This window comes from Stenotrophomonas sp. ASS1 (assembly GCF_004346925.1).
In the GTDB taxonomy this organism is placed as follows: domain Bacteria; phylum Pseudomonadota; class Gammaproteobacteria; order Xanthomonadales; family Xanthomonadaceae; genus Stenotrophomonas; species Stenotrophomonas maltophilia_A.
Window position 1 is genome coordinate 2,659,362 of record NZ_CP031167.1, and the last position, 14,286, is coordinate 2,673,647.

The following is a 14,286-nucleotide window of genomic DNA, read 5'->3' on the forward strand; positions in this document are numbered from 1 at the left end:
CATTGTGGCCCGAAGCGCGCAGCGGGTGGTCGGCTGACCGTGCATGGCTCAGGGAATCATCCAGGTCAGCCAGTAAGCCTGGGCCAGGGTGATCAGGCCGACCATCGTGGTGAAGATCAGGCTGTGCTTGACCGTGAAACGGAACAGGTCCGATTCCTTGCCGGCCAGGCCGACCGCCGCGCAGGCAATGGCGATCGACTGCGGCGAGATCATCTTGCCGGTCACGCCACCAGTGGTGTTGGCCGCCACCAGCAGCACGTCGGACACGCCGATCTGCTGCGCGGTGGTCGCCTGCAGTGCCGAGAACAAGGCATTGGACGAAGTATCCGAGCCGGTCAGGAACACGCCCAACCAGCCCAGGAACGGCGAGAAGAACGGGAACGCATCACCGGTGTGCGCCAGTGCCAGCGCCAGCGTCGCCGAAAGGCCCGAGTAATTGGCGATGAAGGCGAAGGCCAGCACCATGCCGATCGAGTAGATCGGCATGCGCAGCTCACGCACGGTCTCACCGAAGGTCTGCAGCGCCGAACGGGCCGGCATGCGCAGCGCGATGATGGCGATCACAGCGGCGAGGATGATCGAGGTGCCGGTGGCCGAGAACCAGTCGAACTTGTAGATCGCCTCGTAGCTGAGCGGTGCATCCACGATCGGCGGCATCTTCTGCACCATCTGGTCCAGGCCCGGCACCGGGATCTTCAGCACCCAGCTTTCCAGCGGGCCGTCCGCCGCGAACAGCGACTTGAACGGTTTGATGCTCCACAGCGTGACCATCGCGGTGAGGATCAGGAACGGCGACCATGCCTTGGCGATCTGGCCGACGCTGTAGCGCGGCGCCTCCAGCGCCTGTGCGGCCGCCTCGGCGCTGGTTTCGGTATCGAAACGGAAGATCCGCACCGGCTTCCAGCGGCGCAGGAACAGCGTCAGGCAGACAAGCGAGGCCAGCGACGCGGTGATGTCCGGCAGCTCCGGGCCGATGAAGTTGGAGGTCAGATACTGCGCGATGGCGAACGAACCACCGGCCACCAGCACTGCCGGCCAGGTTTCCTTGATGCCGCGCCAGCCATCCATGATCGCCATGATCCAGAACAGCACGATGATCGTAAGGAACGGCAGCTGGCGCCCAGCCATCTGGCCGATCTCGAATGCATCCAGGCCGGTGACCTGCCCGGCCACGATGATCGGAATGCCCATTGCACCGAACGCCACCGGCGCCGTGTTGACGATCAGGCACAGGCCGGCGGCATACAGCGGTTTGAAGCCCAGCCCGACCAGCAGTGCCGCGGTGATCGCCACCGGTGCACCAAAACCGGCTGCACCCTCCAGGAAGGCACCGAAGGCGAAGCCGACCATCAGCATCTGCAGGCGCTGGTCCTCGGTGACCGACAGGATCGAGGCGCGGATGATGTCGAACTGCCCGGTCTTGACCGAGACTTTGTAGAGGAATACCGCGCCGATGATGATCCAGGCGATCGGCCACAGGCCGTAGACGAAGCCGAAACCGGCCGCGCCCAGCGCCTGGCTCAGCGGCATGCGGTAGAACAGCAGGGCGACGCCGAGCGCGATGGCCACGGTGATCGTGCCGGCCAGCCAGCCCTTCATGCGCAGCACGGCCAGGGCGACGAAGAAGAACGCGATCGGCAGCAGCGCGATCAGGCTGGACAACCACAGGTTGCCGGCGGGGTCGTACAGGTGTTGCCAGGGCTGCATGAAGACTCTCGACTGGGGACGGGTTCAACACCGCAGGGGTAGGCGGTCATGGGCTCCAGCATTACTGGTCGTACCAATAATGGATTTATGGAGCCACTGGACGCAGATTGAACCGCTGATTGCGCGAAGAGCCTATTAGACCATAGGGCTAGAATCAATTATTGGTACGACCATTAAGACGGTTGAGACAGTGGCGCGCATCCACCACACTGGATCCTGCCCCATCTCTGGTACACGAATGACACTCGCCCCCACCCGCGACCTGCAGTCCATGCAGCAACAGGCAGCTGACTGCCTGGCCGGCTACGCTGAAGCGAACCTTCTCAATCATGCAGGCTTGGATGCGCTCATCGCCCACCTGCGCGCATATCCGGATTCGGGCGAACCCATGGCCCTGCCAGACTGGGATCAGGCAGGCTCAGAGCTTCAGATCGCGGGTCGAGGCGATCCATTGCCGCCATCTCTGTTGGGGCAGATCGCCACAGACAAGCACGAGGAGTTGAATGACCTGATCTGTTCCTGCGTTGAAGTGGGAATCGCAGATCTGTACGGCGCTACGACGGATGTTCCTGACCAGATGCTGGCCAGAGCACTGGCCATCCTGCAGCGCAACACTTCGCAGCAGACCTGACTGCTTCAACTCCGCCTTGGAATCACGATCAGATCCCCCGAAGGGACTCTGATCCCACTCCCTCAACCCCTTAGATCTTCTTCTCCAACCGCCGCATCACCGCCAGCACCAGCACGCACAGCACGCTCACCCCGATGGCAATCACGTACTTGCCGATGCCCACGGCGATGCCGATGGCCGCTGCCATGATCAGCGAGCTGGCCGTGGTCAGGCCGCTGACCTGGTCCTCGCGTGACCCACGCAGGATGGTGCCAGCGGCAACGAAGCCGACACAGGCCACCACCGCTTCGATCAGGCGCACCGGATCAACCTGCAGCAGGTCGCGGTAACGCTCTTGCTGGAAATGCTCGGCCACCGAGTCGCCGAGGCCGACGATCAACGCGGCGGCCCCTGCGATCAGCATGTGCGTACGCAGGCCAGCGGCGTGCTTGCCCATCTCGCGCTCGACGCCGAGCACGCCGCCGAACAGCATCGCTGCGGCAACGCGCAGCAGGATCGAGACATCCTGGGTGAGTTCCATGGCAAAGGCTCCGGCGGTTTTTCCCGGAGCCTTGCTCGGCGGTCGTAGGGCGGGAGTGAAGGCGATGGCACGCCTTCTTCACCGCACGCCTTCTTCACCGCACGCATTCCTCCACGCATGGCGTGGATCTACTGACCGCATTCGCTCACTGCGCCAGGTAGCCACCATCGATGGCGTAGTACGCGCCGGTCGCGAACGAGGCATCGTCGCTGGCCAGCCAGGCCACCAGCGCCGCCACTTCCTCGGCCGTACCCAGCCGCTTCAAGGCGTGACGGCCTTCCAGCGTGGCGCGCACCTTCGGGTCCATCTTCTCCAGCAGGGGTGTGCTGATGAAGCCCGGGCCGACCGCGTTGACACGAATGCCGTCGGCGGCATGTTCCCACGCGGCGGTCTGGGTCAGCCCGACCACGCCGTGCTTGGCCGCCACGTACGCGGTGGAACCGGCATAGCCCACCTGGCCCAGGATCGAGGCCATGTTGATGATGCTGCCACCGGTTCCGGCCGTGCGCATCGCCTGGATCTGCGCACGCTGGCACAGGAACACGCTGGTGAGGTTGACGTCGATTACCCGCTGCCAGCCATCGATCGGATAGTCACCGCTGCTGGCGGCCGGCCCGCCGATACCGGCGTTGTTGACCGCCACATGCAGGCCGTCGAGTTCCTTGATAGTGCGCTGCACCGCCGCTTCCACCGCTGCATCGTCGGTGACGTCCAGCGCGATGCCAATCGCCTGTGCACCGGCATCGCGCAACTGCGCCACGGTGGCATCCACCGCATCCTGCTTCAGGTCCCAGACCGAGATCCGCGCGCCGGACGCCGCCAGGGTCTGCGCCACGGCCAGACCAATGCCGGACACGCCGCCGGTCACGATCGCGGTCTTGCCGGTGAGCTGGTAGTCAATCATCTGCGTTCTCCATCAGTGGGGGTATCGATGTGACCTGCAATGGCCAACCGCCCCACCCTACGCGCCCGCTCGTGATGGCCCGGCCGACATCGCGTCTACGGGTGATCGTTCCAGCCATGAAACCTCAACTCAAGTTGATGTATGGAATTGCGTACGGATATGCATGCAAAACGCTGGCGTATGTTCGGCGGCATTTTCACTTTGGCCGTAATCGTCAATCGTTTTGACCATATTGAAATCAAAAGCGCGCGAATCAAGGCGACAATGGGAAACGTTTCCAGTTTCTTCGACACATTCCATTCAACCTGGTGTTCCCCCACCATCCAGCGTGCCCACGCCCCTGCTTCCCAGCATGTCTGCACGGGTAACGACGGGATCTGCATCTGCATTGCAGAGCGCGTGGGCGAGGTAATGCCAGCGTCCACCTCCAAAGCACGTGCCGAGCGATGTCCCGATATTTCACTTTTGCTGATTACCGCCGCTTCGGCCACCGCCATGGCTTCGATTACCGCGCCGACCCGGAACACCTGCGTGACGACCAGTGGGCCGGCCATGGCGAGGTCAACGAGCAGTTCCTGCGCGGCGGCATGAGCCTGATCGCCTCCGACGTCCATAATCGCTTCCCTTATGTCGCCACCGCCCAGCAGAGTCCCGGCCTGGCCATCCGCGTGATGCTGCAGGGCCAGGTTGATGTGCGCATTCCGCGACGTGGTGGTTTCACCCTGCGTGCTGGTACGGCGATGACCGCGCACCACCGCGAACAGGTTGAGATGACCGGTGCGCATCCTGGCGAAACGCGCATGCGCGGCGTCAGCGTGATGGTGCCCGGCCAGATCGATCCGGACCTGTTCCAGCTGCCACAGTTGGAGACCGCGCTCAACACCCACCTGGAATGCCGCCACTGGGCCATTCCGCATACCCTGCTGCCGGTGCTGGGCCAGCTGTTCGAAAGCCCATGGGAGGACGGCATCGACGCGTTGTGGCGCGAAGGCGTCGCGCTGCAGCTGCTGGCCGTTGGGCTGAAGGCCGAGGATCTGCAGACCGACCATGTACGAACGCTGCGGGCTGGCCAGCGCGAGCGCCTGGAGCGCGTGCGTGCCTACCTGCATGACGATCCCAGCCACGCCCATAGTCTGATCGAACTGGCCCAGCTGGCCTGCATGAGCCCAAGTTCGCTGCGCCGTCATTTCGCCCAGCAGTACGGCTGCTCGGTGTTCGACTACCTGCACGAACAACGCATGCGCCACGCCGAGCAGGGCCTGCGCGAGGACGGCTGGACTGTCGAGCAGGCTGCGGCCGCCAGTGGTTACCGCCACCCCAGCAACTTCGCGGCTGCATTCCGTAAGCGTTTCGGCCTGGTACCCAGCCGCTGGCGCACCGGACCCTCAAAGGTCGGATAGCAGCTTCTGCTTCACGCCATCGCGGATGCCGGCCAGCGGACGGCACGACCGCAGCCGCCTGAATCGACCTGCCATGGCTCCGCTCTGGTAGGTGTCGACCTTGGTCGACACGCTTTCACACCATCCCAGATGCCGGCAAGCGGCCGGCAGGATCGCGGCCGCCTGAATCGACCTTCCATGGCTCCCCTCTGGTAGGTGTCGACCTTGGTCGACACGCTCTCACACCATCACGGATGCCGGCCAGCGGACGGCACGACCGCGCACCGCCGGGTATCGCGCACCCGGCGCACCCCATCAACCTCAATACACCGGCAGATCGATGTAACTGGCCTGCGCCGCGCTGTGCCAGACCCGCTGCGTGGCCTTCTGGTAATCGCTTGGCTTGGCCAGGTAGATGTTCGGCACGTAGGTCTGCGGGTTGCGGTCGTACAGCGGGAACAGGCTGGACTGCACCTGCACCATCACCCGGTGGCCCTTCTGGAACGTGTGGTTGGCATTGGGCAGGTCGAAGCGGTACGGCAGCACCTGGTTCGCCGCCAGCGGCTTCGGATCGCTGAAGCTTTCGCGGTAGCGGCCACGGAAGATCGCCAGCGACACAGGCAGCTCGTAGCCACCCATCTCCGGCGTCGACGCTTCCTGGTCCGGATACACGTCGATCAGCTTCACCACCCAGTCACTGTCGGTGCCACTGGTCGAGGCCTGCAGGTGCACCACCGGCGCGCCGCCGATGCGCAGCGGCGCGGCCAGCGGTTCGGTGATGAAGGTCAGCACGTCCGGGCGGCCATCAACGAAGCGCTGGTCCTTGACCAGCCAGGTGGTCCACATGTCACGGTCACCGAAACGCACCGGGCGCGGCACGAACGGCACCGGCTTTGCCGGGTCGGACACGTACTCCTCGAAGTCCCCCTCGCCCGCCGCCGGCGCCTGGAATGCCAGCTTGCCGCCGGCCCGCAGGTACAGCGGCTTGCTGCTGGCGGCACAGCCCTTGTCGCAGCTGCGCGGCCAACCCTTCAGGCGATCCCAGTGGTTCTCGCCGGTGTTGTAGATCAGCACCGGCGGCGTGTCCGCCTTCGGCGCACCGTCCACCAGGTACTGGTCGAAGAACGGCTTGAGTACATCACGGCGGAACTGCAGCGCGGTATCGCCGTCGAACTTCAGCGCGCCCAGTTCGCTGCCGCTGTAGTTCACCTGGCTGTGCCGCCACGGCCCCATCACCAGGTAATTGCGGTTGTTGCCGCTGTCGCGCCCTTCCATTGCCTGGTAGGCGTGGTTGGCGCCCCACATGTCCTCCTGGTCCCACAGGCCCTGCAGCCACATGGTCGGCACCTTCAACGGTGTTTTCGCCATCACCGCGTCCAGCGCCTGACCCTGCCAGAAGCCGTCATAGGCCGGGTGCTCCACCAGTTTCTTCCACCAGGTCAGCTGGTCCACGCCGGTGAAACGCGCGTAGTCGCCGGCCGAACCGATACGCAGGAAGGTGCTGTAGTCATCGTAGCCGAGGCTGGGCAGCGGCGTGCCCTTGCCGCGCTTCTCGGTCTGCATCGCGAAGTAGTTGAAATTGACCTGGCGGAACGCGCCGTAGTTGAGCCAGTCGTCGCCCATCCAGCCATCCACCATCGGGCTCTGCGGCGCGGCCACCTTCAGCGCCGGGTGCGGGTCGGTCAGCGCCATCACCACGGTGAAGCCCTCGTACGACGAGCCGAGCATACCGACCTTGCCGTTGCTCTCCGGCACGTTCTTCACCAGCCAGTCGATGGTGTCCCAGGCGTCGGTGGAGTGGTCCACCTTGGTGTTGTTCAACGGTCCGCGCAGCGGCCGGGTCATCACGTAATCGCCCTCGGAGCCATACTTGCCGCGGATGTCCTGGAATACGCGGATGTAACCGCCATCGACAAATACCTCGTCGCCCTGCGGCAGCAGGTCGCGCATGCGCGGCGAATCACTGCGGCTGGCGCGGCCGGCAGCATCGTAAGGCGTGCGGGTGAGCAGGATCGGGGCATTGCGCGCGCCCTTGGGCACCACGATCACCGTATACAGCTTGGTGCCATCGCGCATCGGCACCATCACCACGCGCTTGTCGTAGTCACGACCGACATCAGGGGCAACGAAGGGCTTGCCGCTGATGTCCGGGGTCATCGGCGGGGTTTCGGCGGCCAGCACGGTGCTGGACAGGCAAAGGGCAATGGCTACAGCGACGGCACGCACACGCATGGACAACCCCTCCCGGCAGGAAAGCCTCAAGCCTACTCCTGCCTTGAGCCGTGAAGTGTGTGCAGGCTTTGCATTCTGCGGTGGATGCAGGCAGGACTGATGGCACATGTGCGACCAGCTGCTGCGCTCGTCGGCAACCGGTAGTGCCGGCCGCTGGCCGGCAACTTCATCCACCTCGGGCACGGTACGCGGTTGCCGGCCAGCGGCCGGCACTACCGATCAGGCTGCCGTTACCTCATGCAGCGCCAGCCAGCGCCAACGCCCCTCTTCCCGCCGCAGCACCGCCAGCGATTCCCGCCATACGGGCTCGCCGCCATCGATCGCATGCCCTTCGCGATAGCGCAGCACCGCCAGCGGTGATGGCGCCTCCACCGCCTGCACGGCGTCGATGGAAATCTGCAGCCCTGGACGCGCGCCATGGCCACCCGCGAACAGTGCCTGCAAGGCATTCCGATCCAGCCTGCGACCCGCGATGCCGACCATGCTGAAGTCCGCGCAGAAATGCGCCATCAGGTCCTCCAGTGCGTCGGTGCCGGCGTCGGCGCGGAACCAGGCCTGCAGCTTGTCGTGCAGGTGGTGGACTTCGTGTTCTGCGATGGTATCCATCAGGTGTCCTCCGGTTGTGAAAGGGTGAGCAACTGCGGCCGGCGCAGCAGCGCCATCGGCAGCAGGGTCAGTACGGCGGCCAGACCCAGCGCCGCGCCGGTGGCGCGGGCCGGCAGCCACTGCATGGCCAAGGCCAGCAGCAGCGCGATGGCCGCGGTGCCCAGGCAGAAGCTGAGCTGGCGATTGAGGTTCCAGAGCGCACTGGCATCGCCCAATGCTTCGCCCTCGACCCCATGGAAGGCCAGCGTCTGCGCCGTGCTGCTGCACAGGCTGCCGCCGGCGCCCATCAAGGCAAACAGCCATGCTGCAATGGCAAAGACCGGGTGTGGCAGCAGCGCCATCAACAACAGGCCGCAGGCCTGCAGGAGCATGCCCGCACGCAGCACCGAGGCTGGTCCGAAGCGAGCCAGCAGGCGCTTGCTGGCCGTGATCGCAATGGCCGAGGCCAGCGCCCACGGCAGCATCAGCGCGCCGATGCGCGCGGCACTATAGCCGGCCTGGTGCAACTGCAGGGTACTGACCAGCTGGCTGCCGATGAACACACCGGGTACGGCCAGATAGATCAGCATCGCCAGGCGCAGCCCGCGATGGGACAGCAGCGACCAGCGCAGCAGGGGCTGCGCCTGCTGCCGTGCATGCCGCAGGTGGGCCGCCGCCAGCAGCAGTGCGACCAACAGCAACACGGCACCGGCGCCGCGATGTCCGGGCTCGCCCAGCCAGGTCAACGCCAGCAGCAGCGCGCCCAGCGCCGCCATCGCGGTGGACAGCGCATAGGCCTGCAGGCGTGGCGCACTACGCGCGCCATCGGCCGGCATCCACGCCAGCACCAGTCCAATCGCCACCACGGCCAGCGGCAGGCTGGCCCAGAGCACACCGCGCCAGGACAACCACTGCACCAGCAGCCCACCGAGCGCAGGCGCCAGTGCCGGCACCAGCAGCGCCACCAGCAGGATGCGGCGGGTCAGCGCGCCACGCTGGTCAGGCGTGCACTGTCGGTACGCTGCCGCTTGTGCCACCGGAATCAGCAGGCCACCAGCCAGGCCCTGCAGCAGGCGCCAGCCCAGCAGCCAGCCGATACCCGGTGCTGCGCCGGCCAGCGCAGCGGCAACCGCGAACAGCAGCAACGCCACCAGCAGCAGGCGGCGCTCACCACAACGCGCGGCCAGCCAGGGCGCCAGCGGAATCACCACGCTCAGGCCCAGCATGTAGGCGGTGCCCACCCAGGCCAGGGTACTGATATCGGCGTGCAGCTCCGCTGCCAATGCCGGATAGGCCACCGTGGCGATGAACATGTTGACCAGATCCAGGGCGAACACCAGCAGGAAGATCGCCTCATGGCGCAGGCGGGGGGACGGCATCGGCGGCACTCCAGCGGGCAAGCGGCCAGCATGCGGTCCGGGCCTTGTTGGAAAAACACGACGACAGCTGCAACACTGTCAAATATGTTTTGACAATGGACCGCCATGGTCAGCCTCGATCGTTTCGATATCTTCCGCGCCGTGGTCGAGGCCGGCAGCCTGACCGCTGCGGCCGATCGCCTCGGCCTCAGCCGCGCGGTGGTCAGCTTCAACCTGAAGCGGCTGGAGCAGGAGCTGGGTGTGACCCTGCTGCTGCGCAGTACCCGTCACCTGGCCCTGACCGACGCCGGCGAACAGTTCCTGCAGCACTGCGTGCAGGCGTTGGATGCAGCGCAGGCGGCGATCGATGCCGCCCGCCGCGACCAGCACCAGCTGCAGGGTGTGTTGCGCCTGACCACCACCCCGGAGTACGCGCAGCTGCGCCTGATTCCCGCACTGGAAGCCTTCCGTGCGCGGCATCCGGCCCTGCAGTTGCACCTGTCGACCTCACCGGCGCCGGCCGACCTGATTCCCGAACGCTTCGACCTGGCGATCCGCCTCGGCCGTCTGCCCGATTCGGGCCTGCACGCCAGCGAACTGGAACGGCACCCACTGTGCGCGGTAGCGGCGCCGTGCCTGCTGGCACGCCTGCCCTCTGCCGATGCTGCCGATGACCCCGTGCAGCTGGGCACCCTGCCCCGCCTCGGCTACCCGCGCCTGGCCGACGTGCCGGTGGTGGCACCGGATGGCAGCGACGCCTTGTTTGCCACCAACCCGGGCAACGCAGTGGTGCGCGTGGATGGCGCCAGCAGCCTGCGGGCGTTCGCCCTGGCCGGCGCCGGGGTTACCGTGCTGCCGCGTTGGCTGATCGAGGACGACCTGGCCCAGGACCGGCTGCGGCCAGTACTGCGCCAGCACCGGTTCCCGCAGCAGAGCGTGTACGCGGTCTACCCGCACAGCACGCAGCCCTCACCGAAGGTGCGGCAGCTGATTGATTTCCTGCGCGGGTGGTTTGTCACCTGAAAAAAGGGGACGGAGGGGATTAAGTCGTTTATGCATAAACGACTTAATCCCCTCCGTCCCCTTTTTTGCATGGCCCCTTGCGGGGCCATGCCTTCAGGCATCAGCGCAGCACCTGCTCCACCAGCTGCACATCCACCGTCTGCAGCGGCTCGGCAGCGTTGCGCGACAGCTGCACCTGGTAGGTGCCGCCATCGATCTTCCACTGGCGGGCCTGCGCATCGTAGTGAGCCAGCGTCTTCGGCTCGGCTTCGATGCGGATGCGGCGCTGTTCGCCCGGCTGCAGGGTCACCTTGTCGTAGCCGATCAGGCGGATCGGCGTGGTGCTGCCGGCCGGCAGCTTCAGGTACAGCTGGGCCACGTCGGCGCCGGCACGCTTGCCGGTGTTGCGGATGTCGACGCTGGCGACCAGGCGCGAGCCCTCCACGCTCACCTTCAGATTTTCATAGGTGAACGAGGTGTAGGACAGCCCGTGGCCGAAGGCGAAGGTCGGGGTCAGGCCCTTGGCCGCCATCCACTTGTAGCCGACGTTGGCGCCTTCGATATCGAAATCGAACACATCACCGAACGGCTTGGCCGGCTTGAAGCCGAGGCCATCAATGTGCGGGCGTGGCAGCTGCGATTCGTCCGTCACCCAGGTCACCGGCAGGCGGCCGGACGGATTGGCCTGGCCGGTCAGCAGCGCGGCGATGCCTTCGCCACCACGGATGCCCGGGTACCAGGCCTGCAGCATCGCCGGCACCTGCGCCAGCCACGGCGTGCGCACCGGGCCATTGGTTTCCAGCACCAGCACGGTCTTCGGGTTGGCCTTGGCCACTGCCGAGATCAGGGCATCCTGGTTGTCCGGCAGCTGCATGTCCGGCAGGTCCACCGATTCGGCGGCCCACTGGGTGGCGAACACGATGGCCACGTCAGCCTGCGCTGCGGCCTTGGCCGCAGCGGCGGCATTGGTCCCGTCCACATACTCGATGGTCGCGTCCGGGCGCGCCGCACGCAGCGATTCCAGCGGCGAGGACGGATGGAAGATCACCGGGCCCGGCCAGGTGGTCGGCATCACGCCCGGCACCGCATTGGTGCCCTTGGCGGTGACGCCCACCATCGACGAACCACCGCCGCCGATCACGCCCTTGTCGGCATGGCCGCCGATGATGACGATGCGCTTCACGCTGTCGGCCAGCGGCAGCAGGTTGCCCTCATTGCGCAGCAGCACGCTGCCCTCTTCCACCGTGCGCTGGGCAACGGCGAAGCCGGCCTCGGCATCCACCTTCTGGTGCTGCGGCGGGTTGTCGAAGTTGCCATGCAGGAACATCGTGCGCAGGATGCGCGCCACCATGTCGTTCAGGCGCGCCTGCGGCACCACGCCGCCGTGCACGGCCAGGCGCAGCGGTTCGTCGAAGAACACCGCCGCGTCGAACACTTCACCGGCCGACTGCTGGTCCAGGCCGGCCAGCGCTGCCTTGGAACCGCTGTGCACGCCGCCCCAGTCGGACATCACGAAACCGGGGAACTTCCATTCCTGCTTCAGCACCTGGTTCATCAGGTAGCCGTTCTCGCAGCCGTAGGTGCCGTTGATCTTGTTGTACGAGCACATCGCCACGCCCGGGCGACCGGCTTCCAGCGCGATCTCGAAGGCCAGCAGGTCCGACTCGTGCATGGCCTGTTCGCCGATGCGCACGTCGTGGAAGTTGCGACGGGTCTCCATGTCGTTCAGCGCGAAGTGCTTCATCGACGAGATCACGTGCTGGCTCTGCACGCCCTGGATCAGCGCGCCAACCATCGAGCCGGCCAGCAGCGGATCTTCACCGGCATATTCGAAGTTACGGCCGTTGCGCGGGTCGCGCTGCAGGTTGACGCTGCCCGACAGCAGGATATTGAAGCGCTGCTGCCATGCCTCGCGGCCCATCGTGGCGCCACCGGCGAAGGCGACTTCACGGTTCCAGCTCGATGCGGTGGACGGGCCCGACGGCATCGCCGTGGCGAAATCGCCCGGGCGGATGCCACCCGGATTGGTCACGCCGACGCCGGCATCGGCTGATTGCTGCGACGGAATGCCCAACCGCGCCACGCCCGGCACGAAACCGGCCGAACCGACTGCGCCTTCCGGCAGCGGGCCGCCGTCCTTGCCCAGCCCGAAGTAGCTGTGCAGCATCTGGAACTTCTCATCCTCGGTCATCGCCTTCAGCAGCAGCGCAGCGCGCGCGTCGGCGTTGAGGGTGGTGTCCATCCACGGCCTGTCGCCATGCGTGTCGGCGGCGTAAGCCAGGGTCAGCAGGGTGGCGCGCAGGGTACTGCCTTCCACCTTGAACGGCGCACTGCTGGCGGCCTGGAAGCCATCGCTGAAATAGCTGGCATCGGCTTCCAGCGCGACACGCGCCGGATCGAAGCCTGCGGCCTTGGCCGATTCACCGGCCACCGCGCCGAGCAGCACCGCCGGTGCACCCAGCCGCGAACGGGTGACCAGCGCCGGCAGCTGCGCCGCACCTGCACCGGCATCGGTATAGACCGCCACGGTGTGGCGGCCGTCGTCCAGGCGCAGGTAGTTCAGGCCCGGCTGGTCGGGGCCGGATTCAGCGGCGATCGGCAGCCGGGTCAGCACTGCCTGGCCGCGCTGGGTCTGGCCATCGTCCTTGCCGGCAGCAATGAAGCGGTACGCGTAGCCCAGGCCATCGGCCAGCACCTGCAGCGGATCGACCTGGCCGATGCCGCGCTGCACCTGGCGCACGCTCACCGCGTCCACCTGCAGGGTCTTCAGCTGGGCGGCCAGGGCCGGCATCGCCTCGGCGGTCGGGGCCTGTTCCAGGGTCAGCACAGTGAACGCGGCGGGGTCGGCCCAGGCCGGGGCGGCCAGTGCGGCAGACAGGGCCAGGGACAGTGCAAGCGGCTTTGTAAACGTTTTCATCGGCAGGCGTAATTCCGTTGCCAAGGCAATCGGTCCAGGGAAAGTGCCGCCGAAGGGTGCAGCGTTCATGCCGCGCAGGGGTTGCCAGGCAACGTCCCGCAGGCCGATGGACGGGCCGGTCTGCGCGCGGGACCCTCCTCCCGGCGTGACAACCTGCCTGCCCGGGCCGCGCAGGGCGACCCAATCCTGTGAAGATTGTGCGAGGGCGTTCACACCTGTCAACAGGACCTAAGTCACAGGGGCAACCCGGCCAGCGGTTATCAGGCCATCACCGGCGGTCATCAGCGCGCCGCGCGAGGCTGCCGATAATGAGGGTCCCTGGCCACGAACCGAGCCCATGACCGTCCATCGCGACTTCGACCATCTCTGGCGCGACCGCTGTGATACCTCCAGCCAGCGCGCGCCGCGCGTGTTGATCCGGGTGTTCGTGGCCCCCGGTGAGCTGGAGCGCAGCGTGGCGTTCTACGAGCAGTTGCAGGGCGTGGTGGCCGATGCCGGGTTCCCGTTTCCGGAGGCCGGCCTGCGTCTGGCGATGGTCGGTGCGTTCCTGTTGATCGAGGGCAGCAAGGCGGCGCTGGCGCCGTTCACTTCGACCACGGGGACGCTGCTGGTCGATGACGTTCGGCCCTATCACGACAAGCTGGTGGCGGCTGGCGCTGAAATCATCTTCCCGCTGCAGGTGGTACCGACCGGGGCGGCGTTCAATGCGGTGCATCCCGATGGCACCGTGGTCGAGTACGTGCATCACCGGCCGGATCCGCAGGGGCGGTGAGGTGACGGCCGGGCTGCGCCCGGCACCCGCAGAGGCGACATCAACGTCAACAGCCAGAGCAACAGCAAAAGCTGGGCTCCTGCCGGTAGGCGGGGTGGGTCCGGTTGCGGGGGCCGCTGCAAGTACGTCCATGTAAGCTCGGTCGCCGCATCCATGCGGCTCACGCCCCCGCAACCGGACCCACCCCGCCTTCGACAATTCGCCGCAATCTGCAGTAGATCCACGCCATGCGTGGATGCTCTTCGATCAATCGTCGAATCAATCGATTTCGATGGAGAT

General features: G+C 66.3%; 12 protein-coding genes. 4 read left to right on the top strand and 8 right to left on the bottom strand.

What is annotated here, in order from left to right:
* Nucleotides 1-48 precede the first annotated feature (48 nt).
* Entirely contained in the window at nucleotides 49-1,707 is a 1,659-nt protein-coding gene (lldP, locus tag MG068_RS12405) for an L-lactate permease (protein WP_132810342.1), read from the bottom strand.
* Nucleotides 1,708-1,945: 238 nt separating this feature from the next.
* Here lldP and MG068_RS12410 point away from each other — a divergent pair, with 238 nt between their 5' ends.
* A complete protein-coding gene (locus MG068_RS12410; RefSeq protein WP_049422813.1) occupies nucleotides 1,946-2,338 on the top strand; it encodes a hypothetical protein in 393 nt (130 codons plus the stop codon).
* Between the two features lie 70 nt (nucleotides 2,339-2,408).
* On the opposite strand, the gene MG068_RS12415 is transcribed toward MG068_RS12410, so the two are convergent.
* Together MG068_RS12415 and MG068_RS12420 are read right to left on the bottom strand one after the other, a co-directional pair.
* Nucleotides 2,409-2,858 (bottom strand): MgtC/SapB family protein, encoded by a 450-nt coding sequence (locus MG068_RS12415; RefSeq protein WP_032129616.1) that lies wholly within the window; start codon nucleotides 2,856-2,858, stop codon nucleotides 2,409-2,411.
* Nucleotides 2,859-3,003: 145 nt separating this feature from the next.
* Complete coding sequence (locus tag MG068_RS12420; protein WP_132810343.1) at nucleotides 3,004-3,762, bottom strand: SDR family NAD(P)-dependent oxidoreductase; 759 nt, start codon at nucleotides 3,760-3,762, stop codon at nucleotides 3,004-3,006.
* 446 nt (nucleotides 3,763-4,208) lie between these two features.
* On the opposite strand from MG068_RS12420, the gene MG068_RS12430 reads away from it, so the two are divergent.
* A complete protein-coding gene (locus MG068_RS12430; RefSeq protein WP_049398445.1) occupies nucleotides 4,209-5,162 on the top strand; it encodes a helix-turn-helix transcriptional regulator in 954 nt (317 codons plus the stop codon).
* Here MG068_RS12430 and MG068_RS21275 read toward each other — a convergent pair.
* The 4 genes from MG068_RS21275 to MG068_RS12445 all read right to left on the bottom strand — a co-directional run bounded on the left by MG068_RS21275 (nucleotide 5,148) and on the right by MG068_RS12445 (nucleotide 9,337).
* Complete coding sequence (locus MG068_RS21275; RefSeq protein ID WP_260467346.1) at nucleotides 5,148-5,273, bottom strand: hypothetical protein; 126 nt, start codon at nucleotides 5,271-5,273, stop codon at nucleotides 5,148-5,150. The genes MG068_RS12430 and MG068_RS21275 overlap by 15 nt on opposite strands.
* 189 nt (nucleotides 5,274-5,462) lie before the next feature.
* Nucleotides 5,463-7,373, bottom strand: coding sequence for a CocE/NonD family hydrolase (locus MG068_RS12435; protein ID WP_132810344.1), 1,911 nt, complete (start codon nucleotides 7,371-7,373; stop codon nucleotides 5,463-5,465).
* Nucleotides 7,374-7,592: 219 nt separating this feature from the next.
* Nucleotides 7,593-7,979, bottom strand: coding sequence for a DUF4440 domain-containing protein (locus tag MG068_RS12440; protein ID WP_132810345.1), 387 nt, complete (start codon nucleotides 7,977-7,979; stop codon nucleotides 7,593-7,595).
* A complete protein-coding gene (locus MG068_RS12445) occupies nucleotides 7,979-9,337 on the bottom strand; it encodes an MFS transporter (RefSeq protein WP_132810346.1) in 1,359 nt (452 codons plus the stop codon). Before MG068_RS12445 ends, MG068_RS12440 begins: the two co-directional genes overlap by 1 nt.
* Nucleotides 9,338-9,442: 105 nt before the next feature.
* On the opposite strand from MG068_RS12445, the gene MG068_RS12450 reads away from it, so the two are divergent.
* Nucleotides 9,443-10,339: a LysR family transcriptional regulator gene (locus tag MG068_RS12450; RefSeq protein ID WP_132810347.1), complete on the top strand. Its 897-nt coding sequence runs from the start codon at nucleotides 9,443-9,445 to the stop codon at nucleotides 10,337-10,339.
* A gap of 100 nt (nucleotides 10,340-10,439) precedes the next feature.
* Here the strand turns inward: MG068_RS12450 and MG068_RS12455 are convergent, their stop codons facing one another.
* A complete protein-coding gene (locus MG068_RS12455; protein ID WP_132810348.1) occupies nucleotides 10,440-13,235 on the bottom strand; it encodes a beta-glucosidase family protein in 2,796 nt (931 codons plus the stop codon).
* Nucleotides 13,236-13,572: 337 nt separating this feature from the next.
* Here MG068_RS12455 and MG068_RS12460 point away from each other — a divergent pair, with 337 nt between their 5' ends.
* The gene (locus MG068_RS12460; RefSeq protein ID WP_049422820.1) at nucleotides 13,573-14,007 is read left to right on the top strand and encodes a VOC family protein; all 435 of its coding nucleotides are present in this window, start codon (nucleotides 13,573-13,575) and stop codon (nucleotides 14,005-14,007) included.
* The last annotated feature ends 279 nt before the right edge of the window (nucleotides 14,008-14,286 follow it).